The 24,175-nt window shown below is 45.0% G+C and carries 26 protein-coding genes; 11 read left to right on the top strand and 15 right to left on the bottom strand.

Going from position 1 to position 24,175, the window contains the following annotated elements; genetic code table 11:
* The first annotated feature begins 29 nt into the window (after positions 1-29).
* Positions 30-803: a type III pantothenate kinase gene (locus tag G395_RS0106560; RefSeq protein WP_026629322.1), complete on the top strand. Its 774-nt coding sequence runs from the start codon at positions 30-32 to the stop codon at positions 801-803.
* On the opposite strand, the gene G395_RS0106555 is transcribed toward G395_RS0106560, so the two are convergent.
* The gene (locus tag G395_RS0106555) at positions 787-1,191 is read right to left on the bottom strand and encodes a gamma-glutamylcyclotransferase family protein (protein ID WP_026629321.1); all 405 of its coding nucleotides are present in this window, start codon (positions 1,189-1,191) and stop codon (positions 787-789) included. The two genes, G395_RS0106560 and G395_RS0106555, sit on opposite strands and share 17 nt — an antisense overlap.
* 149 nt (positions 1,192-1,340) lie before the next feature.
* Between G395_RS0106555 and G395_RS0106550 the strand changes: the two genes are divergently transcribed.
* The 5 genes from G395_RS0106550 (at position 1,341) to G395_RS28795 (ending at position 6,508) form a co-directional block, all read left to right on the top strand.
* Positions 1,341-2,801 (top strand): BCNT domain-containing protein, encoded by a 1,461-nt coding sequence (locus tag G395_RS0106550; protein WP_026629320.1) that lies wholly within the window; start codon positions 1,341-1,343, stop codon positions 2,799-2,801.
* A gap of 75 nt (positions 2,802-2,876) precedes the next feature.
* Positions 2,877-4,199, top strand: a complete 1,323-nt coding sequence (locus tag G395_RS0106545; protein WP_026629319.1) for an Nramp family divalent metal transporter — start codon at positions 2,877-2,879, stop codon at positions 4,197-4,199.
* Between the two features lie 120 nt (positions 4,200-4,319).
* Entirely contained in the window at positions 4,320-5,627 is a 1,308-nt protein-coding gene (locus tag G395_RS0106540) for a Gfo/Idh/MocA family protein (RefSeq protein ID WP_026629318.1), read from the top strand.
* Between the two features lie 97 nt (positions 5,628-5,724).
* A complete protein-coding gene (locus tag G395_RS0106535) occupies positions 5,725-6,057 on the top strand; it encodes a type II toxin-antitoxin system HigB family toxin (RefSeq protein WP_026629317.1) in 333 nt (110 codons plus the stop codon).
* A gap of 1 nt (position 6,058) precedes the next feature.
* A complete protein-coding gene (locus G395_RS28795) occupies positions 6,059-6,508 on the top strand; it encodes a helix-turn-helix domain-containing protein (RefSeq protein WP_211237753.1) in 450 nt (149 codons plus the stop codon).
* Positions 6,509-6,542: 34 nt separating this feature from the next.
* On the opposite strand, the gene G395_RS0106525 is transcribed toward G395_RS28795, so the two are convergent.
* The 10 genes from G395_RS0106525 to G395_RS0106485 all read right to left on the bottom strand — a co-directional run bounded on the left by G395_RS0106525 (position 6,543) and on the right by G395_RS0106485 (position 14,242).
* On the bottom strand, positions 6,543-7,142 hold the full coding sequence (locus G395_RS0106525; protein ID WP_026629316.1) for a Uma2 family endonuclease: 600 nt from the start codon (positions 7,140-7,142) through the stop codon (positions 6,543-6,545).
* A 124-nt stretch (positions 7,143-7,266) separates the two neighbouring features.
* Positions 7,267-8,610: an acetyl-CoA carboxylase biotin carboxylase subunit gene (gene accC / locus G395_RS0106520; protein ID WP_026629315.1), complete on the bottom strand. Its 1,344-nt coding sequence runs from the start codon at positions 8,608-8,610 to the stop codon at positions 7,267-7,269.
* 35 nt (positions 8,611-8,645) lie between these two features.
* On the bottom strand, positions 8,646-9,128 hold the full coding sequence (gene accB / locus G395_RS0106515) for an acetyl-CoA carboxylase biotin carboxyl carrier protein (protein WP_026629314.1): 483 nt from the start codon (positions 9,126-9,128) through the stop codon (positions 8,646-8,648).
* A gap of 37 nt (positions 9,129-9,165) precedes the next feature.
* The gene (gene efp, locus G395_RS0106510) at positions 9,166-9,732 is read right to left on the bottom strand and encodes an elongation factor P (RefSeq protein ID WP_026629313.1); all 567 of its coding nucleotides are present in this window, start codon (positions 9,730-9,732) and stop codon (positions 9,166-9,168) included.
* Positions 9,733-9,759: 27 nt separating this feature from the next.
* Entirely contained in the window at positions 9,760-10,755 is a 996-nt protein-coding gene (locus G395_RS0106505; protein ID WP_026629312.1) for a beta-ketoacyl-ACP synthase III, read from the bottom strand.
* An 88-nt stretch (positions 10,756-10,843) separates the two neighbouring features.
* The gene (gene plsX, locus G395_RS0106500) at positions 10,844-11,782 is read right to left on the bottom strand and encodes a phosphate acyltransferase PlsX (RefSeq protein ID WP_026629311.1); all 939 of its coding nucleotides are present in this window, start codon (positions 11,780-11,782) and stop codon (positions 10,844-10,846) included.
* A gap of 132 nt (positions 11,783-11,914) precedes the next feature.
* Entirely contained in the window at positions 11,915-12,109 is a 195-nt protein-coding gene (rpmF, locus tag G395_RS31600) for a 50S ribosomal protein L32 (protein ID WP_084439466.1), read from the bottom strand.
* Between the two features lie 115 nt (positions 12,110-12,224).
* Complete coding sequence (locus G395_RS0106495) at positions 12,225-12,776, bottom strand: YceD family protein (protein WP_035360694.1); 552 nt, start codon at positions 12,774-12,776, stop codon at positions 12,225-12,227.
* Between the two features lie 73 nt (positions 12,777-12,849).
* On the bottom strand, positions 12,850-13,482 hold the full coding sequence (locus tag G395_RS0106490; RefSeq protein ID WP_026629309.1) for an acetyltransferase: 633 nt from the start codon (positions 13,480-13,482) through the stop codon (positions 12,850-12,852).
* 112 nt (positions 13,483-13,594) lie between these two features.
* Entirely contained in the window at positions 13,595-14,242 is a 648-nt protein-coding gene (locus G395_RS0106485) for a hypothetical protein (RefSeq protein WP_026629308.1), read from the bottom strand.
* A gap of 108 nt (positions 14,243-14,350) precedes the next feature.
* On the opposite strand from G395_RS0106485, the gene G395_RS0106480 reads away from it, so the two are divergent.
* A complete protein-coding gene (locus tag G395_RS0106480) occupies positions 14,351-15,832 on the top strand; it encodes a M61 family metallopeptidase (protein ID WP_026629307.1) in 1,482 nt (493 codons plus the stop codon).
* A gap of 14 nt (positions 15,833-15,846) precedes the next feature.
* Here G395_RS0106480 and G395_RS0106475 read toward each other — a convergent pair whose 3' ends face one another.
* Together G395_RS0106475 and G395_RS0106470 are read right to left on the bottom strand one after the other, a co-directional pair.
* The gene (locus G395_RS0106475) at positions 15,847-16,761 is read right to left on the bottom strand and encodes a TIGR01777 family oxidoreductase (protein ID WP_035360581.1); all 915 of its coding nucleotides are present in this window, start codon (positions 16,759-16,761) and stop codon (positions 15,847-15,849) included.
* A gap of 54 nt (positions 16,762-16,815) precedes the next feature.
* Positions 16,816-17,634 (bottom strand): lysophospholipid acyltransferase family protein, encoded by an 819-nt coding sequence (locus G395_RS0106470; RefSeq protein ID WP_026629305.1) that lies wholly within the window; start codon positions 17,632-17,634, stop codon positions 16,816-16,818.
* Positions 17,635-17,859: 225 nt separating this feature from the next.
* Here G395_RS0106470 and G395_RS0106465 point away from each other — a divergent pair, with 225 nt between their 5' ends.
* The gene (locus G395_RS0106465; protein ID WP_026629304.1) at positions 17,860-19,329 is read left to right on the top strand and encodes a M48 family metalloprotease; all 1,470 of its coding nucleotides are present in this window, start codon (positions 17,860-17,862) and stop codon (positions 19,327-19,329) included.
* Here the strand turns inward: G395_RS0106465 and G395_RS0106460 are convergent, their stop codons facing one another.
* Entirely contained in the window at positions 19,330-20,646 is a 1,317-nt protein-coding gene (locus G395_RS0106460; RefSeq protein ID WP_035360579.1) for a hypothetical protein, read from the bottom strand.
* 44 nt (positions 20,647-20,690) lie between these two features.
* On the bottom strand, positions 20,691-20,909 hold the full coding sequence (locus G395_RS0106455; RefSeq protein WP_157486597.1) for a hypothetical protein: 219 nt from the start codon (positions 20,907-20,909) through the stop codon (positions 20,691-20,693).
* Between the two features lie 346 nt (positions 20,910-21,255).
* Here G395_RS0106455 and G395_RS0106450 point away from each other — a divergent pair, with 346 nt between their 5' ends.
* The 3 genes from G395_RS0106450 (at position 21,256) to G395_RS0106440 (ending at position 24,160) form a co-directional block, all read left to right on the top strand.
* A complete protein-coding gene (locus tag G395_RS0106450; RefSeq protein ID WP_229204049.1) occupies positions 21,256-21,681 on the top strand; it encodes a MarR family winged helix-turn-helix transcriptional regulator in 426 nt (141 codons plus the stop codon).
* Between the two features lie 87 nt (positions 21,682-21,768).
* Positions 21,769-23,100, top strand: a complete 1,332-nt coding sequence (locus tag G395_RS0106445; protein WP_026629300.1) for a TolC family protein — start codon at positions 21,769-21,771, stop codon at positions 23,098-23,100.
* A gap of 7 nt (positions 23,101-23,107) precedes the next feature.
* Complete coding sequence (locus G395_RS0106440; protein ID WP_026629299.1) at positions 23,108-24,160, top strand: efflux RND transporter periplasmic adaptor subunit; 1,053 nt, start codon at positions 23,108-23,110, stop codon at positions 24,158-24,160.
* The last annotated feature ends 15 nt before the right edge of the window (positions 24,161-24,175 follow it).

Here is a 24,175-nt window from a genome sequence, read left to right as displayed (position 1 = left end):
AATTTGTCTGCAATTGTAAATTCTTTGCTATGCTTCTAGCCGTTGACGTTGGTAACACCGACACTGTTTTTGGGCTTTACCAATCGGATGACTGGGAATATATCTGGCGAATGCGTTCGCTGGTGAATGAAAATGAATCCCATTATGAATCCAGGCTAAGGCTGCATTTTCTCGAAGCGGGGCTATGGTTTGGTGATGTGGACACGGTGGTGCTCAGCAGCGTTGTGCCTGCTATGACGCCCATTATCCAGAAAATGCTGCGTTCCATGTTTGGTGATGACGTCATCGTTGTCGGCCCGGACATTTATCCAGACCTGTCCATTGCCATCAATCACCCGCACGAAATTGGTGCTGACCTGATCGCCAATTCAGTGGCTGTCATGACGCGTTATCAGGAAAATTGCGTGGTTGTGGACTTTGGAACCGCATTAACATTCACCACGGTTTCGAAGGACCGGAAAATACTGGGCGTGGCGATCCTGCCAGGGCTTATGACAGCGGTGAAAGCGCTTTTTGCCAACACCGCACAATTACCGGAAGTACCGCTGGTTTTGCCTAAAACGGCCATTGGAAAAAATACAACGGAAGCCATTCAGGCAGGCATATTATTGGGTTATGAAGGACTTGTAAAATCGCTTCTGCAAAGGATCAGGCAGGAAATGGGTGGTGAATGCATTGCCGTTGCCACAGGAGGACTTTCGTCCATCATCGAGACTTTGCGAGAGGAGTTCGTAGAAATTGACAGTAACTTAACATTGGACGGGCTCCGGATCATTGGCGAGCGCCTCAGATCAAATGCTTGAAGCGACCGTCTTCAATTAAAGGCAATCCGGCTACAGACTGGTTGTAAAGATATACCCAGCAATCGACGCTCGTTTCGTTTTCTGTGGTGATTGAAATGGTTTTTCGCAGATACAGGCTGCTTTTTTCGTCTTCAAAAACATCCTCATAATCGTCCAGTTCTACAAACAGTGCTTCCGGCTCAGTAACTCTGTATATTTCTCCGTGCACTTTTGAGGAAGCATTTTTATCAAAAACAGCTCCCGGATACCAGGAAATGAGATAGAGTAATCCTGAAAAATATCCCCTGCCTTCATACACCGCATTTTCACGAAGCCGACCGGCAACCGGATTGTCAAAACCCTGCATCAGGGTGCCATATGTGAACAGGTAAGTAGCGTACGGATCCATAGCGATGCATTAACATTAGCCACCGGCAAGTGCAATAAATTATAGAACTTTTCCTTTTTAGTAAGGCAAGTCAGTTAGCCATAATCGACTGTTAACTGTATTTTTCTTATATTTACACATATTGCTTTTCAACTTACTAATATACGGTTATGTACGAAAAGAACCTTGGTACAAAACAAAAAGCGTTAAGGATCAACCTGGATCGCAGGATTTACGGATCTTTTGCAGAAATAGGGGCAGGTCAGGAAACAGCTGCTTACTTTTTTAAGGCAGGCGGGGCGTCGGGAACAGTGGCGAAGACCATGTCTGCTTATGATATGACTTTCAGTGATGCAATATATGGAACAGAGGAAGGCGGCCGGTATGTGGTGGAATCCCGCCTGATGAAGATGCTGAACCGTGAATACAATCTTGTTGAGAAACGTCTTTCAGAAAAACGCGGCGAGGAAAGCCAGTTTTTTGCATTTGCCAACACCGTTGTTGCCCTTAATTTTCAGAAAACCAATGAGTCACACGGCTGGATCGGGTTGCAGTTCCAGCTTTCACCCATGGGCCCGACAAATTATGTCGTGATCCACGTGCGGATGCGCGATGACGAGAATGTCTTGCAGCAACAGGCATTAGGGATTATCGGCGTTAACCTCATGTATGGCTGTTTTTTCTATTATAAATCCCCAGAAACACTGTTGTTATCCTTGATGGACGATCTGACAACGGATCGCATTGAGATCGATATGGTGCGTTTCAGCGGGCCGGATTTTTCGAAAGTGGACAACCGGTTAATGAGTCTCAGGCTTGTTAAAAACGGTTTTACAGATGCAGCATTGTTTGGCAGCGACGGCGGTGTTTTGCAGCCTTCCGAAGCATTGTATAAAAAACACATTCTGATGATGCGCGGCCGGTTAAGGCCCATTACCAATGTGCACGTTGACCTGATCAGCAATGGTCAGAAGCAGTTTCTGGATGAGGAGGATGTGGATGAATCGAAAGTTGTCCTCATTTCTGAGCTAACATTGCATAACCTCAAAAGCGGCGACCGCGACATTGACGAAAAGGATTTTCTGGACCGTGTGGACATTCTTTGTTCGCTCGGGCACATGGTAATGATCTCCAATCACCACGAATATTATCGGTTGGTCGCCTATCTTTCCCGCCTTACCAAGCTCAAAGCCGGCCTGTTGCTGGGAAGCCCGAGCTTGCAGGATATTTTTGAAGAAAAACATTATCAATCGCTTCCCGGCGGCATTCTGGAATCCTTCGCGACGCTGTTCAGCAGGAAGGTGAAGCTTTTTATTTACCCCACATTACAGCCCGACGGCTCGGTTTACAGCTGCGCCAACTTTGTTGTTCCGGATCATTTAAGGCCATTATTTCAATATCTGGTCATTAATGACAAGATCGAGGACATTGTGAACTACAACAAGGAACATATGCACATTACGACCGATAGTGTGCTTGAAAAGATCAAAAGAGGCGAGCCAGGCTGGGAAAAGCTTGTGCCTGAGAATGTTGCCAAGATTATTAAAGAGAAATCCTTATTCGGACTGCCTAATGAAGATAATTATGAGGATACTGTCAAACAGATCCACCAGGCCGTCGGTAATCTTTGATTTGTCGTATTATTCATTAAAAACAAAATAAAGTAGTCCTGCGCATCGCGTTGCTTTTCAGAAGAAAGCTTCAAGATGAGCAGGATTCTTTCTCCTCCTTCCACATTTGCGGGAAGACTCAAATATCTCGGCCCCGGTTTCATCCTTTCCGCTGCGATAGTAGGCTCGGGCGAGCTCATTGCCACCACTGCGCTAGGTGCTAAGGCGGGTTTTATCACTTTCTGGGTCATTATTGTAAGCTGTTTGGTGAAAGTTGCGTTGCAGCTGGAATTTGGCAAAAATGCCATTTATACAGGCACGTTCATGATGCATAATTTCAATCAGCTGCCTGGGCGCAAATGGGGGAGAGCACATTGGACCATCTGGTTATGGCTTTCTTTGCAGGGATTGAAATTGTTGCAGGTTGGCGGGATCGTCGGCGGTGTTGCTATTGTTTTGAACATGGCGTGGCCGGGTATTCCTGTCAATGTATGGGCAATAGTTTCTGTATTAATCACTTCTTTTCTGGTTTATCGCGGCCAATACGGACTTGTTGAAAAGGGCTCATTGGTGATGATCATTCTTTTTACGGCCGTCATTCTGGTGTCGTTGATCCTGTTGCAGGGCACTAAGTATGCCATTCACTGGGAGCAGGTCAAATCCGGACTTCAATTTTCCTTACCAACCAGTTTGGTAGCGATCGCATTCGGTGCATTCGGCATCACGGGCGTAGGTGGCGATGAGATCATGTATTACAATTATTGGTGTATTGAAAAAGGTTACGCAGCTTACACCGGCCCCAATGACGGAACCCCGGAGTGGACCGAACGTGCAAAAGGCTGGTTCAATGTCATGTATCTGGATGCGGTTTTGTCTATGGTTGTTTTTACGGTCGTAACAGCAGCATTTTACTTACTCGGTGCAGCGGTTTTGCATCATGGCGGCGCCGTTCCGGAAGGTTATGAAATGATACAAGTTCTTTCGCGCATCTTTACTGAAACATTGGGCCCCTGGGCCAAGAATCTATTCCTGGTAGGCGCATTTTTCGTGCTATACTCGACACTTTTCACGGCTACCGCGAGCTGGGCGCGTGTTTGGGGCGATGCATTTGGGGAATTAGGTTGGATGAAATTCGATACGGCGGAGAATCAGCGCAAAAGCATTGGTATCCTGTCGTGGATCTTGCCGGCTGCATGGTGCATTCTCTTTTTGTTTTTCCAATCGCCGGTCGCCATGGTGATTTTGGGAGGCATTGCCACTTCCATTCTGCTGCTTCTGATCGTTTATGTCTCTCTTGTTTTTCGTTTTAAAGAGCTGCCCGATTCCCTGAGGCCGTCGCGCACCTATGATATTTTCTTCTGGATCAGTATCGCTTCAATTCTGACGGTCAGCGCTTACGGTGTAATTAAGTTGGTTTGAAATAGTACTAAACGTGAATCCAATAGTATTATTTAACACTGGTTACTAAGGGCATTAAATTGAAATAATCGTCTCATTCATAAGGCTTAGGCCACCATTCTTCATCCTAATCTTCCCGTTATGAAAAATCCGAACGAAGTTTCCCGCAGGGATTTTATCAAAAATTCAACCGGAGCCGCCGTTGTGCTTTCGATTCCGTCCATCATTCCGGCCAGTGCTTTTGGCGCCAACGACCGCGTGCGGGTAGCCGTCCTGGGTGTGAACGGGCGTGGGCAAAGCCATATCAGCGGTTTTAATAACCTCAGCAATGTAGAAGTAGCCACATTATGCGATCCGGATAACAACATTCTTCAGAAAAGGGCAAAGGAATTTGAGGAGAAGACAGGGAAGAAGGTGAAGATGGAAAATGATCTCCGGAAGGTTTTTGAGGACAAAACCATTGACGCCGTCAGCATTGCAACACCAAATCATTGGCATGCACTGGCAGCCATATGGGCTTGTCAGGCAGGCAAGGATGTGTATGTCGAAAAGCCCGGTTCTCACAACCTTGCCGAAGGGCGGAAGCTGGTTGAGGCTGCGCATAAATATAAAAGGGTCGTGCAGCACGGCGTTCAGTTACGCAGTTCCGAAGCATTGCAGGAAGCTGTGAAACATTTGCGCGACGGGCTGATCGGTAACGTTTATATGGCAAGAGGTTTGGTATACAAATGGCGTCCCGACATCGGTGACAAAGGCACCGAACCTATTCCTGCGGGATTGAATTACGACCTCTGGACCGGGCCAGCGGAAATGAAGCCATTCTCCAAAAATTACGTGCATTATGACTGGCACTGGCATTGGAACTATGGCAACGGGGACATTGGAAATCAAGGCATTCACGAAACGGACATGTGTATGTGGGGCCTGGGCGTGGACAGTTTCCCAGAGAAAATCACGTCATCGGGCGGCAAATTTCTTTGGAACGATGCCAAGGAAACGCCCGAAGTGCTGACCTCATCATTTGTATATCCCAAAGAGAAAAAGATCATTGAATTCGAAGTCCGCCCCTGGATGACCAACGACGAAGGCGGCACAGGGATTGGCAACATTTTTTATGGTTCCGAAGGTTATATGGTCGTAAAAGGTTACGATTTTTACGAAACATTCCTGGGCAAAGAAAAGAAACCCGGGCCAACGCGGAAAGCCGGCGGCGACCACTACAAAAACTTCATCGACGCCGTCGTAGCCAAAGACCCAAAACTCCTGAACGGCCCCGTAGAAACCGCCCACCTCTCCTCCGGCCTGGCCCACCTGGGCAACATCGCCTACCGAACCGGAAGAGCATTAACCTTTGATCCTAAGACGGAAAAGTTTGTAAATGACGACGATGCAAATAAGTATTTGACCAGGAAGTATCGGGCGCCTTATTCGCTGCCTGCGGGGGTTTGATGGGGTCTAAATATTTGAAGACCCGGGAAACTGGGTTTTTTATTCCGTAAAAAGTTCTCTTTTGCAGAACTTTATTTATCTTTATACACACTATATAGTGAAAGTACATTTGATCAAAAGGAGGAGTATAGAAGATTTTGTGAATATAAATGCGCCTGCCAGGCAGTCATTTGGCGATTGGCTTAACAAAATTAAGTATGCGGATTGGCAGCAGCCGGAAGATATGAAGTCTACTTTCAATTCGGTTGATCTGCTTGGTAAAGGTTCAAACAGGGTCGTGTTTAATGTCGGCGGAAATAACTATCGCATGATCTGCAAATATGTTTTTGGAGAGAAGCAAATCCATTTGTTCGTTTGCTGGATTGGAACGCATGCGGCTTACACGACTTTGTGTAAAGCGCAAAAACAGTATCATGTAAATGTCTATTAAGATGATAGAGACACTTAAATATAAAGTCATCAAAGACAAAAAGCAGTATGACGATTATTGTCAGGAGCTGGACAACCTGCTTAGCAATAATCCAAATGCCATTAATGAGGATGAAATTGAATTGCTGACTGTCTTAATACAGCAGTACGATTCGGAAACAAATACTTTTGAAGAATCGGACCCGGTTATGCTTTTGCAGTCATTAATGCAGGAACACCAAGTAAAAGCCAAAGATCTGGTCGTACTGCTAAACGTCAGCAAAGGCTATGTCTCTGACATTTTGCATTATAGAAAAGGCATGTCAAAGGAAATAATCAGAAAGCTCGCAGACCGATTTAAAGTAAATCAAAAAGCATTCAACCGGCCCTACGATCTGGTTTTGCCAACATCAAAATCAAACAATAACCAATTAAGCAATCAAATACACGCACATGGATTATCCAGAAATTGACAGGTATCTAAACAATGCAAAAGAGATCAAGTAATTATTTCCCAAACGCCTTATCCAAATCAATCACAAGATCCGGGAAGATGCTGGATTGCAGGAATTTTGTTGCTGGTTTTAGGCCGATAAATTCTTTGTTTTCGTTGCGTACGTATACAAAAACAGCGTATTCTGCGGGTTCGACGAGCCAGTATTCTCTGACGCCGGATTCTTGATATAACTCAAATTTCTCATCCATCTCTCTTCTTGAATTTCCTGGTGACAGAATTTCAATTACGAGGTCGGGAGCGCCCAGGCAGCCACGTTCATCCAATTTGTTTTTATCGCAGACAATGCAAAGGTCAGGTTGGACGACGGTGTAAATGTCGTTATTCGCAACCGTTGATTTACTTGAATTATATAACCTTACATCAAAAGGCGCGCTGAAAAGATCACAGGATTGGTCGGCCAGGAAATTAAAAATGGCACCTTGCAGCTGGGTCGATATGCGCTGGTGTGTCAGGTTCGGCGCGGGCGACATTTTAAAAATCTTGCCCTTAATCAGCTCGATTCGCTCTTCAATCCTCCATCGGATGTAATCCGCGTAGGTGAACGTTCCGTTAGGATCAAGCTGACTAATGTCTGTGATTAAAGCTGACATAGCATCTGGTTTTAGGTAAAACTACAAATTTTCACCATTACTGCGCGTAAAAACGGTGTGTGTAAAAGCATAAAAAAGGCTGACAAAATCCTTTGCCAGCCTTTCTCTAGAATTTATGTTCTCCCTACAAAGTCGAAAAATCAAACGTTTCCAAATATTTCGTTGTGAAATTGCCGGATTTGAAGCCTGGATCGTCCATGAGTTTGATATGGAAGGGGATCGTAGTTTTGATTCCTTCGATGACGAACTCTTGCAATGCGCGTTTCATACGGGTGATTACTTCTTCGCGTGACTGGCCGCTGACGATCAGCTTTGCGATCATGGAATCGTAATTTGGGGGAATGGTGTAGCCGCTGTAAACGTGGCTGTCGATCCGAACGCCGTGACCGCCCGGGAAATGCAGATTCGTGATTTTGCCTGGTGCAGGGCGGAAATTGTTCGCGGGATCTTCTGCATTAATGCGGCATTCCATAGCGAAAAGCTTTGGCGTGTAGTTGACGCCTGAAATCGGCTCACCTGCCGCAACTTTTATTTGCTCCTTAATAAGGTCAAAATCAGTAACTTCCTCAGTGATAGGGTGCTCAACCTGGATACGGGTGTTCATTTCCATAAAGAAGAACTCGCCGTGCTTGTCTACCAGGAATTCTATCGTTCCGGCTCCTTCGTAACCGATTGCTTGCGCGCCTTTGATAGCGGCTGCGCCCATTCTTTCACGAAGTTCATCCGTAATGATCGGAGACGGCGTTTCTTCAACAAGTTTCTGGTGACGACGCTGGATAGAGCAATCGCGTTCCGACAAGTGGCACACTTTACCAAACTGATCTCCGATGATCTGGATTTCAATGTGGCGCGGCTCTTCTACGAATTTTTCTAGATATAGTCCGTCATTACCAAAAGCTGCTGCGGACTCTGTACGCGCATCATTCCATGCTTTTTCGAATTCATCAGGCTTGTTAATGATCCGCATGCCGCGGCCACCGCCACCGGCAGTTGCCTTCACGATTACCGGATAACCAATGCCTTCTGCCAGCATTTTACCTTGTTCCACCGATTCCAAAAGTCCTTCCGAACCTGGAACAACCGGAACACCGGCAGCGATCATGGTCGCTTTCGCAGTGGCTTTATCGCCCATCCCGTTAATCTGGGCGGCAGTTGCACCAATGAATTTAATACCGTAATCGGCACATATTTGAGAGAATTCAGCATTTTCAGACAAAAATCCATAACCAGGATGGATGGCATCTGCGCCCGTAACTTCGGCGGCTGAAATAATATTTTGAATGCTCAGATAAGACTGACGGCTTGGCGGCGGACCGATACAAACGGCTTCATCTGCAAAGCGAACGTGAAGACTATCGCGGTCGGCTGTGGAATACACGGCAACCGTTTTGATGCCCATTTCACGACAGGTCCTGATAACACGCAAGGCGATCTCGCCCCGGTTGGCAATGAGTATCTTTTTAAACATGAAAATCAATTAAGTTTTACAGATCGTCCATTGCCTTATATAGGCTCAACAAGGAATAAAGGCTGGTCAAATTCAACCGGAGTGGCGTTTTCAACCAATACTTTTACAATTTTTCCTGAAATTTCCGATTCTATTTCGTTGAAAAGCTTCATGGCTTCGATCACACAAACCACTTTACCCGGCTTAATTTCATCGCCGATGTTAGCGAAAGCAGGTGTTTCAGGGCTTGAAGCACGATAGAATGTGCCAATCATTGGCGATTTTATAGTAATCAGATTGGAAGATGCTGATTCTGAGGAAACCGTTGGCTCAGCAGGAGCGGAATGCGTAACGGCCGTAGTAGGCGTAACCGGCGCATAAGAAGGCGCTGGTGCCGCTTGTGACGAAGATAATGATGCCGTTGGTGCAGAACCGTAGCGCTTCACCTTTATTTTCAAATCGGTCGTTTCAATGTTCACTTCATCAAGTCCCGACTGGGCAATGAAGTCAATCAATTTTTGGATTTCTTTGGTTTCCATTTAGTCAAAATTAAAACTGTGGGTGATGATCGTTGAGCTATGCTTTTACTCTTTCTACGTAATCGTACGTGCGGGTGTCAACTTTAATTTTCTGGCCTTCTTCAATGAATAAAGGAACCATGATCCTTGCACCGGTTTCCACCTCGATCGCTTTTTTGGGAGAGTTCGCCGTATCACCTTTTAAGCCTGGCTCAGAATAAGTTACCAAAAGCTCAACAAACGGAGGCAATTCGCAAAGCAGCGCAGCGTCAGTTTCTGTATTGATCAGGATCTCAACTTCCTGACCTTCTTTCATTAAATCAGCATTGGTGATCAGTTTTTCATCGATCGAAACCTGATCGAATGTTTCTGCATTCATGAAATTGAAACCCATCTCATCCTTGTACAAAAACTGAAATTTATGTCTCTCCACACGAACCGGAATAATGCCTGCGCCGGAGGAAAATGTATTGTCCAAAACTTTGCCCGAAGTAAGGCTTTTCAGCTTGGTGCGAACAAATGCATTGCCCTTTCCAGGTTTTACATGCTGAAATTCAATTACTTGAAAAAGATCGTGATTGAAGTTGATCACTAATCCGTTACGCAAATCTGCGGTAGTTGCCATTTTAATTCAAAAATTAGTATTAATATTTTATTCGCCGTAGGCCCACTTCAAATAAATGGAACCCCATGTAAATCCGCCTCCAAAGGCAGCCAGAACGAGATTATCACCCTTTTTCAATTGCGATTCATAATCCCAAAGACATAGTGGAATGGTTGCGGAGGTGGTATTTCCATATTTCTGGATGTTGACCATTACTTTATCCATTCCCACACCCATGCGGTGCGCCGTTGCTTCAATGATGCGCCTGTTTGCCTGATGCGGAACCAGCCAGGCTACATCATCCCCGCTAAGGCCATTTTTCTCCATGATCTCGGCCGAAATATCAGCCATATTTGTCACAGCAAATTTAAATACCTGAGCACCATCCTGATATACGTGATGCAAACGTGCATCTACGGTTTCATGCGTGGGCGGATAGCGGCTTCCTCCTGCTTTTTGGTTCAGGTAAGGATAACCTGCGCCGTCGGATTTGATAATAGAATCAATGATGCCGTTTCCTTTTGTATCCGGTTCAAGCAAAACAGCGCCTGCGCCGTCTCCGAAAAGAATGCAAGTTTTCCGGTCGGTATAATCTACGATCGCAGACATTTTATCTGCGCCTACGATAATGATCTTTTTATATTTTCCTGTCTCAATAAACTGTGAGCCAAGGGTAAGTGCATAAACAAAGCCTGAACAAGCCGCCTGAATGTCAAAGCTTCCGACATTTTTGATCCCAACCATATCACAAATAAGATTGGCCGTGCAGGGAAAAATAAAGTCGGGGGTTGTTGTGGCGCAGATCAGGAGGTCAATTTCGCTGGGAAGGGTGTTGGTTTTGGCAAGCAATCCTTTTACAGCTTCGGCACCCATATGAGAACTTCCTAAACCTTCGCCTTTGAGGATATGCCTTTCTTTGATGCCGGTGCGGCTGACGATCCACTCGTCATTTGTCGCCACCATGGTTTCAAGTTCGGCATTTGTCAAAATATAATCAGGCACATACCCTTGTATTCCTGTTATAGAGGCTTTTATATGGGTCATGATAAATTTAACTATTCAAAATCCGAATAGGTTTTTGTAAAAAAGAACAGAATCAATTTATTCATTTCGTGGTTGTCAGCAATGGAAATTAATTCAATGCCTGCGCAATATGCAAATATGCTTTTGACTTGACCTGTTTATAGGCCCAGCCGATCATATTTTTTATTGCTATCGGCGATGATATGCCATGGGCGATCATGACATTGCCATTCACACCAATGATCGAGCTTCCGCCAATGGATTCGTAATTTGTTTGATCTACGAATTCATCGCTGAAACCTCGTTGCTTGGAAATTTCGTAGAATGATTCGCCCAATTTAAATAAGACATTGCCTGTAAAGCCATCCGTTACGATTACATCGGCTTTATTGGTAAAGAGATCTTTACCCTCAATATTTCCTATAAAATTGATTCGCTTGTTTTGTTTGAGCAGGGGGTAAGTGGCCTGAGTTGTAAGAGAACCTTTTTGTTCTTCCTCCCCAATGTTCATCAGGGCTACTCTTGGCTTGTCTATCTGAAAAGTATATTGGGCAAAAATAGAGCCTATCTCTCCAAATTGCGCAAGCACTTCTGGCTTGCAGTCGGCATTAGCGCCAATATCCAGCATAATCGAATAGCTGCCGTCAACTTGTGGCACAAATCCTGCAATGGCTGGTCTTATTATTCCTTCGATCGCCTTAATGCTAAAAAGCGCTCCTACGTGCATAGCCCCCGTGTTACCGGCACTACAGAATATGTCGACTTCTTTTTCTTTCAGAAGCTTGAAACCGATCCCGATGCTTGAATTCGGTTTTTGAGAAAGGGCTTTTGTTGGATGTTCCCCCATCTCAATAACATCTTCTGCGTGAACGACGTCAACATTATCAGGAGTGAAATTGTGCTGGTTAAATATGTCCCAAATTACACTTTCACGGCCAATTAAAACGATTCTCGCCTCGGATGGTAGTTCAGAAGCGGCCTGAATAACCCCTTCAACAATTGCCTGTGGAGCTAAATCTCCCCCCATGGCATCTACCGCAATTTTCATTTACACGCTGTTATTTTAGACTAATAAGTTAGAAATCGAAGGTGTAAATTTAGCAGATGTGCCGTAGTAAAAAAGAATTTCGCAACAACTTTTATACGGCTGCTGCGAAATTGATATACTCATCGACTGAAACTAGACTGTTTTAGAATAGTTCTCAACTACAACTTTACCTCTATAAACCAAGTTGCCTTCGTGAACGTGTGCACGGTGGAATTGGTGAATTTCTCCTGTCGAAGAATCAGTGCCTAATTGTTTTCCTGTAAGGAAATCATGTGCTCTGCGCGAATCGCGACGGCTTGTGGAATGTCTCCGCTTAGGATGTGCCATGATGCTTTATTTTCTGTATGTTTTGTTTTTGGTTTATTATCCGTCGGTTGAAACCGTCGGTCATTTTAATTTTTCCGTTGGCTTAAGCCAACGGGTATTGGGTATTCGGATATCGTTATTCGCCTTTTAGCTTTTTTAATGCTTCCCAGCGGGGGTCTATTTTTTCTTCTTCTTCTGTTTCTTCACTTTCCGCATCTCCCGATGAATAGACCAGAATACCTTCGGCTTCATCTAACGGATCAATTTCCTCTTCCTCGCCGCGCAGGTCCGGATGGATCTTTTTGACCGGAAGCGCTAATGCGATGAAGTCAAAAATGTAGCGTGCTACATTGATCCTGGTCGTATTGCGGTTGATGATCTCGATCTCGTCCGTCAGTTCCTCGTTATGATCGCCAAACTTTAAAATAATGCGATCATCCTGGTCAATGGGCTCTTCAAACGGTTCCAGGCTTCTGTCACAAGTAAGCGTTACGCTTCCTACTGTATGAAAATTAAGTTGGATCATAGTGGCCGATTTGTTAAGCACAACATGCGTTTTGAAATGGCCAAACTCGATCAGATCCTGTTCTAGTTCCTGGAAAAATGCATCTCCCGACTCCATTTCATAGGCATACTGTTTGTCTTCCAAACCGTAAATGTCTATGTTGTATTTACTTAGCTCTTTCACTTTTTCTGTCAAAAGGACTGCAAAGGTAATGTATTCGATTTAATAAAAAAACTATGGCCGCATTTTATTGGCCTCAGATCTTGCGTGCAGGATTGCCGAAATAAGTGGCCTTAGCAGGGACATTTTCAACCACAACCGAGCCTGCACCGATCCGCGCATTCTTGCCTATCTCTATCCCCGCCACGATAATTGCTCCCGAACCGATAAAAACGCCGTCCCCGATTTTCACACGGTCATTAATGATAGCGCCTGCACCAATGGTTACGTAATCACCAACCTGCACCCAGGTGTCCACCACTGCAGCCGTCTGGATCAGGCAATGTTGCCCGATTTTTGACTTCGCACCAACCGTTACGCGGGCGCCTATGAGGTTGCCATGTCCGATTGTTGCCATTTCGGAGATCAACGCGCTGTCGTGGATTGCATTGATGGGCATTGTTTTGTATTCTTCTGTTAGCGTTTCCACGAGCCGTTCGCGCACGGAGCGCTCACCAATGGCTACAAATGCTTCGCATTTACTGCCGAGAATGCTCAGAAACCCGGAGTCGTCCGTATTCCCCAGCACACTCACATCGCCAAATTCCTTGCCGTGCAGCTCCTTATGATCGTCCAGTAGTCCGTAAACGAGCACATTATTCCTTTTAAATATATCCAAAGCCTGAACGCCCAAGTCGCCGGCACCAAAAATCAAAACGGGATTTTCCATCGTATAGGTTATTAAATGTGGCATGCTTAATAGCAAGCTGTCATATTAGTGGTAAAAAATCAAACCACTGCGGTCATACAGTGGTTCATATTATATAGTATTAAAATGATCCTTACAGGAAAGTTACTCTGAAAACGAACGGGCTTCCATAAGGTGAAAGGTTTTGCCCGCTATATTTATCTATCTGATTATTGTAGTTTAAATTAAATAAGGCTGTGAAATGGACAGCTTTAATAAATCTGCCGCCCGTTGGCTGAGAGTAAGCAGCCCCAACAAGCGGTGAGGTCAGCCATTGACGCTTTTGATAAGATCCTTCAACATTCAGCACTTCTGCTTCCGCAACGATATTGACAACAGGAACGACAGAATACATTAAGAAAGCCCTTCCGCCATAATAGAGTGTGTTTATATCATAATATTTGTATCTGAAATACATCCCCGTAATCCCGACGCCGCCAACCAGCTTTTCTGTAAGTTCATAACCGGCCATAGGAGAGAGGTTAATGTTGGTTACCGTTCCCAGGCTTAGGCCGAAACTTCCGCCTACTCTTAGCCTGTCTACAAACGGGCGGTCTTTGAATTCAACCAGCGGCTTTTTCTCAACCAGTTCCCTTCGTTCAACGGGAGGCTTTTCTGCTTCTTCAACATTGTCTTTCCGCAGCGAGTCTGGTCGGTAATATTCGTCATCTTGAGCCATTAATGCGGGACTGATTAAAATACCAATCAGGACCGCGCATAGGAGGAGGATTTTACTTTTCATCTTAAAATCGTTTATTTTATAACATTGTAACTGGTAACGTAGAAATCCTGGATTTTGGTTTACGCCTAAACTAGTGCTACCCACTCCTCAAATTACCTTTCTGTATCCATGCATTATAATATTTACGTATCTGACCCGCAGTCTCATTTAATCAACATTATTTACACAATTCCTGAAATAGATGCCGATACCATCGAAATTCAGTTGCCTTCGTGGAGACCCGGACGGTACGAAATACAGAATTTCGCCAAAAATATTCAATTTATTGAAGCGATCTCAGCCACCGATCAGAAACTCCCTATCCATAAAGTAACGAAAGACCGCTGGCAGGTTGCAACGACTGGTGAAAAAGAGGTCAGGATCCGCTATACATTCTTTGCAGCCATTCAAAATGCGGGCAGCAGTTATGTGGACGAGGAATTGTGGTATCTTAATTTCATCAATTTCTGCATGTATACCGAAGGCCGCATTGGTGAAGCTTACACAGTTCATCTGGATTTGCCGGAAGGTTACCAGATCGCGTGCGGATTACCGGCGGAGGGAAATGTTTTAAAGGCAAAGGATTTTTATCAATTGGTTGACAGCCCGTTGCTGGCTTCCGAAAGTTTGCAAAAACGGCATTACCAGGCCCGCGGCGTGGAATTCAATATCTGGATGCATGGGAATTTGCAGCCAAACTGGCGGAGAATTGTCCGCGACTTTCGTCGCTTCTCCCGAGAGCAGATCATTACAATGGGTGAGTTTCCCGAAAATGACTATCATTTCCTGAACCTAATCCTGCCTACGGCATTTTACCACGGCGTGGAGCATCATAACTCAACCATGATCGTGCTCGGGCCGGACGATGAGGGTGAAGGCCTTTATTCGGATCTGTTGGGCGTGAGCTCGCATGAGTTGTTTCACGCATGGAACATTATACGCATCCGACCCGCAGAGCTGTTACCATACGATTTTACCAAAGAAAACTATTTCAGGACTTGTTTTGTAGCAGAAGGCTGCACGACTTACTATGGCGATCTTTTTCTGAAACGCGCAGACGTGTTTACGGAAGAAACTTACATTAAGGAGTTGCAGGTTTACATGAAAAGGCATTTCGAAAGCAGCTCGCATGCCACGCAGTCACTGGCAGACTCGTCTTTTGACCTTTGGCTGGACGGCTATGAAAAAGGAATCCCGAACCGGAAAGTATCCGTTTACCACAAAGGGGCCCTGGCGGCGCTTATCCTGGATCTTTATTTAAGAAAAAAAACCAATCACGAACAGTCGCTGGATACCGTTATGCAGCTGCTATGGTCGCGTTTTGGTAAACCTTTTATCGGATATACCCTGCGAGATTATATTGATATAGTGGAAAAGGTTGCGGGCGAATCGCTTGAATGGTATTGGAATGACTGCATTTTCACCAGCACGCCGCTCGAAGCGAGGTTAAACGAAGCGCTTGCTTTTGTAGGTTTACAAATGTCCACATTCAGTAATGGCAACATTCAGTTAAATGTTATGGACAACTTTAAAGCCAAATTGCAGCGTGACAAATGGCTCGAAACCGTGGAGCCGCTAACGCAGGATGAGCTCGAAGAGGAGGAAGAATAATCGTCTGCCGAATGTTATTTTAAAATCTCCCTGAGCGCCTTACCGAGGTCGTCGAATTGATATTGGAAATCTGTTTCCTTTGTAATTCGTTCATTGACCAGGTAACTGCTCCCCAGCACAACACTTGCCATTTCGCCGAAAGCGAGCTTTAAACCAAATGCGGGCACATTAGGCAGCCACTGGGGTTTGCCTAAGGCCATGCAGATCTGTTTGGTAAGCTCCTCATTGGTGACTGGATGACTGGCTATCGCATTGTAAGCGCCTTCCCAGGATTCTTTTTCCATGGCGTCGATATACATTTGGCAAATGTCGTCGATATGGATCCACGAAACCCATTGTTTTCCGGAACCTAATGGGGCACCGAAGCCTAATTTTGCCGGAGCGGCCATTCTGGGGATCGCGCCGCCTTCGTTGCTTAGCACAATTCCCGTCCGGAGTTTTACGGTCCGGATGCCTAACGCCGCAATGTCGTCGGCTGCTTTTTCCCAAACAATGGTCACATGTGAGAGAAAATCATTGTTAGGTGGCGTGTTTTCGGTGTTTCGGACGTCGCCCGTATCTTCGCCATAATAGCTGCTTCCCGAAGCTGAAATGAATGCAGTAGGGCGAATGTTTTTTTCTTTTAATTTCTTATGGATCAATGCAATCGTTTCCGTACGGCTGGTAATGATCACTTTTTTTCGCTCTTCTGTCCAGCGCTCGTCCGCTACGCCTGCACCTGCGAGGTGGATGAGGTAATCCGTGTTTTCAAGCGCGTTTTCTTCGATATAACCTTTGTCGACATCCCATTCATAAACCTGCACCGAAGGAATATTAGTCTTCTTCCGGCTCAAATATGCTACTTCGTAACCCTTTGCAAGCAGAAGCTGGGTTAGCCTTTTGCCAATCAGGCCCGTTCCTCCGGTAATCAGTACTTTTTTGCCTTTCATTAAGCTAATATGAATGTGGAAACTTTACTTACGTGGTGAATTCGTTTTCGGATGTCAGGCTGCGGGAATTGCTGCCGGTCCCTCATTTGGCGCTTCCTGCTCGATGGCTTTCGTGACACGCTCAATCATGCTTTCAAGCGATTCGTCGGGCAAAAAGTGCATCGGTGCTTTGAAATGTACGGTTAGCTTCGTGTTTCTTTTCTTAAACCGTAAACCTTTTTTATCAAAAGCCCTTCTGAAACCATTGATAACCACGGGGATTACAATGGGTTGATGGTCTTTGATCAAATGTGCCGTTCCTTTTCGAACAGGTGCATAAGGCTTCGTGGTTCCCTGCGGAAAACTCACGACCCAGCCGTGCTTCAGTCCCATTCCAATCTTATCCTGAGCATCATTGTCCAGCTGCCGTTTTACATTCTCACCATTGGCACGCCAGGAACGTTCAATGGTGATTGCGCCGCCTATGCTGAATAATTTGGGTAAAATCCCTTCTTTCATGGTCTCTGATGCGGCTACATAATAGCATCTTGCACGAGGAGAAAACAAGTAGAACGGAGGTGAAATGGTGTCTTTGTAGCCCCACTTGGTTGCACAAAAAATATGGTAAAAAGCAATAACGTCTGCAAAGTAAGTTTGGTGGTTGGATAGGAAAAGCACCCCGTTATCCGGAAGTTCGATAAGCTGGTCGCTGCCGGTTATTTCTATTTTATTGACAGCCGTATATCTGTAATAGGTAAACCATCCGATGATGAAGATAATGATGCGTTTGAAAATCAGATAGTTGCCAAAAGGATCCTGCTCAAAAATACCCATAAAGTCAAATCGCACCAACCACGCAGGCAACAGGCTGAAAGTACTTTTTTTCGGATGCATAGTGTAAATGTAATTTCAGTTGTCCTTGCTGAACCGGCGTCTGCCTCAATGAAAATCTTGTACCAATTTGGCGTAATTTAGATAATTAGCACAGTTAATATAAAATATATTTAGTTTGCACTGCATCCGGTTTTTTTGCCGTAAAACATTGGCATGATTCTTTCGAATATTCCACAGACGTTAATTTTTGAATAACTCTCTCGTAAAGCTTTCTTTTTTAATTGTATGAAAATGAAATTTCAATTTCACATTCTTGTGTGCCTCATAGGTGCAGGTTTCCTGTCGGGCTGTTCCAAAAATCCGGTTACCGGCAAAAAGGAAATTATCTTTATGTCGAAGGAAAAGGAAATAGCGCTTGGCGCCGAATCCCACCCGTCGATCGTGGCTACAATGGGCATTTATGACGATAAGAACCTGCAATCCTTTATCAATGAGAAGGGAAAAGCAATGGCTAATATCTCGCACCGCCCCGATTTGCCGTACCAATTCTTCATCGTAGACTCGCCGGTTGTGAATGCATTTGCTGTGCCTGGCGGTTACGTATACTTTACTAGGGGTATCATGGCACATTTCAATAATGAGGCTGAGTTTGCAGGTGTTTTGGGTCACGAAATCGGGCACATTACCGCACGACATTCCGCTCGCCAGCAAACGTCACAGATCTTTGGTCAGGTAGGATTAATGGCTGGAATGGTGCTTTCAGAAACCGTTCGCGGGCTTGCAGATCAGACGCAGCAGGCTTTAGGCTTATTGCTCCTGAGTTACAGCCGGGAGCACGAGTCCGAATCGGACAAAATTGGCGTTGAATATTCCAGCAAGATTGGTTACGATGCACACCAGATGGCCGATTTTTTTGGCACATTGAAAAAAATCAGCGAGAAGAGCGGACAAACGATCCCAACCTTCCAATCGACCCACCCGGATCCGGGCGGCAGACAAACAAAAGTGGAAAAGCTGGCGACAGAATACCAGAAAGTACATCCGGCCAAGTATAATGTGAACCGCGACGCGTATCTGCGCAAAATCGAGGGCATCATTTACGGAACTGATCCAAAGCAGGGATTTGTAGAAAACAATATGTTTTACCATCCTGAATTGAAGTTCCAGTTACCGGTCCCAAGTGGCTGGCAATATGAAAATTCACCTGCACAGTTCCAGATGGCTGCCAAAGGTGGCAAATCAATGATGCTCTTTACGCTCGCTCCAGGAAAATCGCTGGAAGAAGCCAGTGCAGCGGTGATCAAAAATTATGGGTTGCAGGTCACTGAAAATGAAAAAACGACCATTAACGGCAATCCTGCGCTTGTCATGATCGCAACACAAGCTGCTCAAACGCAATCTGGCCAGCAGGCTGCGCCGACGGCAAATTCCATCCAGGTAGCAACATGGTTGATCCAGTATGGCGGTAACATTTATGCCATTCACGGCGTATCGCAGGCTGCGAACTTTGCGGGAAGCATGGGTCAGTTCAAGTCTGTTGCGGGTGGCTTTAAGTCTGTTACGGACGGAAGCATCCTCAACCGTCAGCCAGACCGGATCAGGATCAAAACCGTGCAACGTGATGGTTCTTTGAAGGATGCACTAAGAGATTTCAATCAGCAAGACAAGCAAATGGACGAGCTCGCGATCATTAACGGCATGTCGCTTTCGGATAAAGTGACGAAAGGAATGCTGATCAAAACGCTGAGTAAGTAATCATTTATTTGTTGTCAACTCGATTTGAATGTTGGTGGAATAATGCGTTATATCTTCATCTCTTTTTTCGAGGAGACTGATCGTGTAGGGCTTTTTTAAACCTCCAACATTCAAAAAGAAAGAATATAGCTGCGCTGTATTGCCGACGTCAAACAATTTTCCTTTCAGCCAAAAGGATCGAAGACCTTTATTCGCATTTCTCAATAAAGGAAATAGCAACTGATAGCGGGCATTTTTTAAAACTACAAAATTGAAGTCGCCAGGATGCAGGGAGTTAGCGCAGCTCATACAATGTATATAATCGAGATCTGAAATCTTTATCGCATTGCTGGTCCGTTGATCAACTGTTGCTTTTTTTAGCGCTTGGCCTATTTTCAAAAGCGTCTGATTGGTTTCAGAATCAGGCTGAAAAATTGTCCTATGCGGTGCCGGCGCAGTTTGAGAGAGTTGTTGTGTATTAAAATAGTAGGCCAGCGTCTGGTCGCTGAACAGATACATGCTGGACAGATTTTTCTGAAATATCAGCAGCCAGGCAAGAATGCTTGCAGCCAACATGATTGTGGAAAAGCGCTGAAATACTTTGGGAAACATGAGTTGAAATAAGCAGACGTTAGCTAAAATCAACATTGTTGGATACAGTTGGTAACGACTTGAAATCATTGCTGAATAGTGACCGGCATCCATTCGGTTACAGGCTAGCGCTAAGCCTGAGAGCATAATAAAAATGTTCACCTCAACCAACACTATCATCAGACAATCTTTTGCAGTTAGCAACTCGTTATAGCAAAAAACTGGCAGCAAATGGCGCAAGGCAAGTAGCGATAATAAGGCGGTTGCCACAACAGCAGCGAAACCAAGCATCATTACTATGCTTACATCTGAAAGTGACTCGTGAATCACAAGTCCTTGTCCCATGAAAGTCATCAGGCCAAGTGATATTTCAAGTAATCTACCAGTGCTGGCATTCGTGGCATGAGGCCCAGCAACAGACTGATATTGATAGAAATATGTTAAAATGGTGACGAGAAATAGCAGCATCCAGATTGAAAGGTCCTGCCATCTTCTTTGAAGCAACAACGAAATTCCTCCAATGCCAAGGGCGATAAAACCATTTCCTGAAGTATAGCACATCAGCCAGCCTACCGCAAGGGCAGCCCACCAAACCTTCCTGGACTTGCTGACAAGCATCGAAAATAGCAGCAGATACAAAAAGTGGATAGTTATATTCTGAAGCGCCGCCATCGCCCACAGCGAATTTTCATGATACTGAAATTGAAACAGGATCCAGCTCGCAAAGACGCTGATCCATATAGACATAGAAGCCTTGCGCTGCCAAGCCGCGACAATGAACCAAATCCCGATCAGAGGCAAATTCCCAGAAAAATCAAAAGGGTGTAAGAGAGCTTATCTTGAATCAGATAGTTGAGCAGGAATATAATCCTGGTATAAAACTGCCTGTGTTCATTAAGCTGGCTAAAAAGAATGTCGAGAAAGGCTGACAAGGAAGTTTTATCCAGCATTTGCTCGATTTCAAACTGGATAATGTAGTCATCATGAACCGGCAGATTCCAGTGTAGCATGCTTATTGCGATGGTATAGCATGTGACTGGAGCTAGTATCAGGAATAGCCAGACCATCCGTGTTATACTTCCGTGATTGGTTTTAAATAAAATCATGACACGATCACCCGTTTGTTTATGCCGCAATCGGAGAAAGGAATTTCATTTAAAAGGCTAGTAATATAAAATCCAGTGAGCGTCTGGGCAGTATCAATTATTTGCAGGTAAGTCGGGCTTACTTTAATCCATAAACTATTCGCACATCAGAAAACTTTTCTGTTGTTCATTTGGTTGATATGTCAACGTAATATACATTTGCACCATGAACACAACACATCCTAAGTTTTTTGCAAACATAAGAGAGGACATGAAGAACTCCCTGCAATTCAAGCTGGGCGTTGTGACGAAGATTGTTTTTAAGAAAATGAATGCACAACTGGTGCAGGAAGGCATCCCGGTCCTGGCCGAACAGTTGCCTATATTAATGGTTGTATATTTCCAGGAGCACGCTATGACGCAGCAGGAAATTGCGAATCTGCTGCAAAAGGATAAAGCAGGAATCCAGCGTTCTGTTCAAACATTGCATAAGGATGGTTTTTTGAAGATCGAAAGCGACATGGAGGACAAAAGAAAGAATCTGGTCACATTAACGCCCAGCGGAAAATTTGTTTGCGAGCGCATTCAGGCCATGGTTATCGCTTTTGATAATCGCGTGATGGAACATTTCACGGACGAGGAACGGAAAACATTCATGAGTTACCTGGATAGGGTAGCGGCCGTGGCAGGAGAATAAAATTTTTTAAATAAATAGTTGATATATCACCAGTAGACATGTCAACCAAATACAATATTAGCCACAAATAATCAATAACCAGAAAAGATGAAAAGTAAATGGATCATAGCAATGCTGGCATTCGTTGCCACGGCCGGGCCCACCTGGGCGCAAACACGCCTGAGCCTGAAAGACTGCATTGCTTACGGGATCAAGAACAACGGCAATGTGAAAATTGCGCAGTATAGAGAGAGCATTGCCGTGCAACAAGGGCGCGAGGCATTGGCTGGTCACCTGCCGCAAGTGGCGGGAAACGGCGCGCTGGACGACAACATTAAGCTGCAATCCACTGTGTTGCCGGGAGCGCTTTTTGGAGGCGAAGACCGCCGCGTTGCACTGGGAACGAAATACTCGACCAATGTTTCCGCACAGGCTGATCAGGTAATTTTTGACCAGGCATTACTGGTGGGAATCAAGGCGAACAAGCCTAACCTCGAAAATGCTGCCCTGAATGCGCAGAAGACCAAAGAGACCATCATTTTTAATGTTACCGATGCTTATTATCAGGTTTTTGTAACGCAGGCGCAGATCGACCTTTTGAAAGATAACCTCGAAAAAACGCAGCAGATCCTGGGCACATTGCAGTTGCAACTGGATAACGGCGTCATCAAAAAAGTGGATTTCGATCGCACGCAGGTGAGTTTGAATAACATTAAATCGCAGCTGACATTAGCAGAAAGCAATTTGATCCTTTCCCAAAACCAGCTGAAGTTTCAAATGGGCATGCCGCTGGCCGAGCAGCTGGAATTGACCGACAACCCGTTGAGCCAGCCTTTCAAATTGGTAGAGCCTGAAAAATTTGACGTGGCGAGTCTGACGGATTTCAAAATCCAGAATGTGAACATGCAGCTGCAATCTTTGGAAAAAGAACGGATTAAGGCAGGTTATCTTCCTAAACTGTCTGTTTACGGCCGTTATGGAATGCAATCGCTGGGCCAGAATCTGGGCGAATCCTGGGGTAACTGGTTCAGTTTCGGTGCCATAGGCGTAAAATTGTCCATTCCGATTTTTGATAGTTTCAGAAGGGATGCGCAATACAAGCAGGCTGATTTGAATCTTTTGACACAAAATGAACAGCTAAAATTGAATGTTCAGAACTACGAACTTCAAAACCATAATGCTACCACACAACTTCAAAAAGCCAAATTAAACCTCGGCAACGACGAAAGTAATGTGACGCTGGCCAAAGAAGTTTACGACGTTACCACATTGCAATACAGGGAAGGAACGGTGCCGTTGTCGGATCTGCTGAACGCGGAAACATCTTACAAAGAGGCCCAAAGCAATTATATCAATTCCATGCTGAGCTATTATCAAGCCAAATTAGGCATCGAACAGTCGCAAGGCACGCTTAACAACTTTTATTCAACACTGCCATAAGCTTACCATGAAAAGAAAACTCATCATCATCGGCTCCATTGCAATCATCGGGATCCTGATCGGCTTCCGCCTGGTAGCCAATAAATCCAAGATGGACGCCAAGAAAGTAATGCCGGACAACAAGAATGTAACCATTCCGGTAACCGCCGTTTCTGTAAAAGAAGGCAGCACAGATCAGCAATTGGTGCGCACGGGCAGTCTGATCCCTTTCAAGCAGGCAGAAATTATGGCCACTTCGGCGGGTAAGGTCCTGGCGGTGAAATACGATCTTGGAACATTCGTGTCACAAGGTGCAACGCTCGTAAAGGTGGATAGCAAACTGAAAGAGCTGTCATTGCAAGCCACTGAGCTCAATATCAACAAATTGAAAAAGGATACGGATCGCTATAACAAGCTTCTGGCAGGAAATGCAGCAACGGAAGTGCAGGTGAATGACACCAAATACAACTACGAAAATGCCTTGAACCAGGCCGAGCAAATCAAACAGCAGATCAATGACGCATCCATCGCAGCGCCGATCAGCGGCAGGGTGATCAAGAAGAACATTGAGCCGGGTGAATTTGTGAATGTTGGAACTTCATTGGGAACGATCCTGGACGTTTCGCGCCTCAAAGTACAGGTCATGATCTCCGAAAATGATGTTTATAAATTGAAAGAAGGTCAGCATGTTAAAGTTGGATCCAGCATTTTTCCCGATAAAAAAATCGATGGGGTGATCTCTTACATTGCGCCTCAGGGCGACGAATCGCACAATTATCCGGTGGAGATTGTGATCAAGAATTCAAGTCAGTTGCGTGCAGGAACATTTGTAAGTGTTGAATTTAGTCAAAAAAGCAGCCAGCAGGCATTGCTTATCCCGAGAAGTGCATTGGTAGAAAGCGTTCGCAATCCGTATGTGTACACGGTTGAAAATGGGGTTGCCAAACAACGTAAAATCCAGGTAGGACGCGAATTGGGCAATAATATTGAAGTTTTGTCGGGCTTGAAATCGGGCGAAACGGTGATCACAACCGGCCAGATCAACCTCAGCGAAGGTGCGGCGGTTAATGTTACCAAATAGTTTTCATCAGTAAAC

Origin of the sequence: Dyadobacter alkalitolerans DSM 23607, from assembly GCF_000428845.1 — a bacterium.
Classification (GTDB): Bacteria; Bacteroidota; Bacteroidia; order Cytophagales; family Spirosomataceae; genus Dyadobacter; species Dyadobacter alkalitolerans.
The sequence above is the reverse complement of the archived record's forward strand: the minus strand, read 5'-3'. Positions and strand labels throughout refer to the sequence as shown.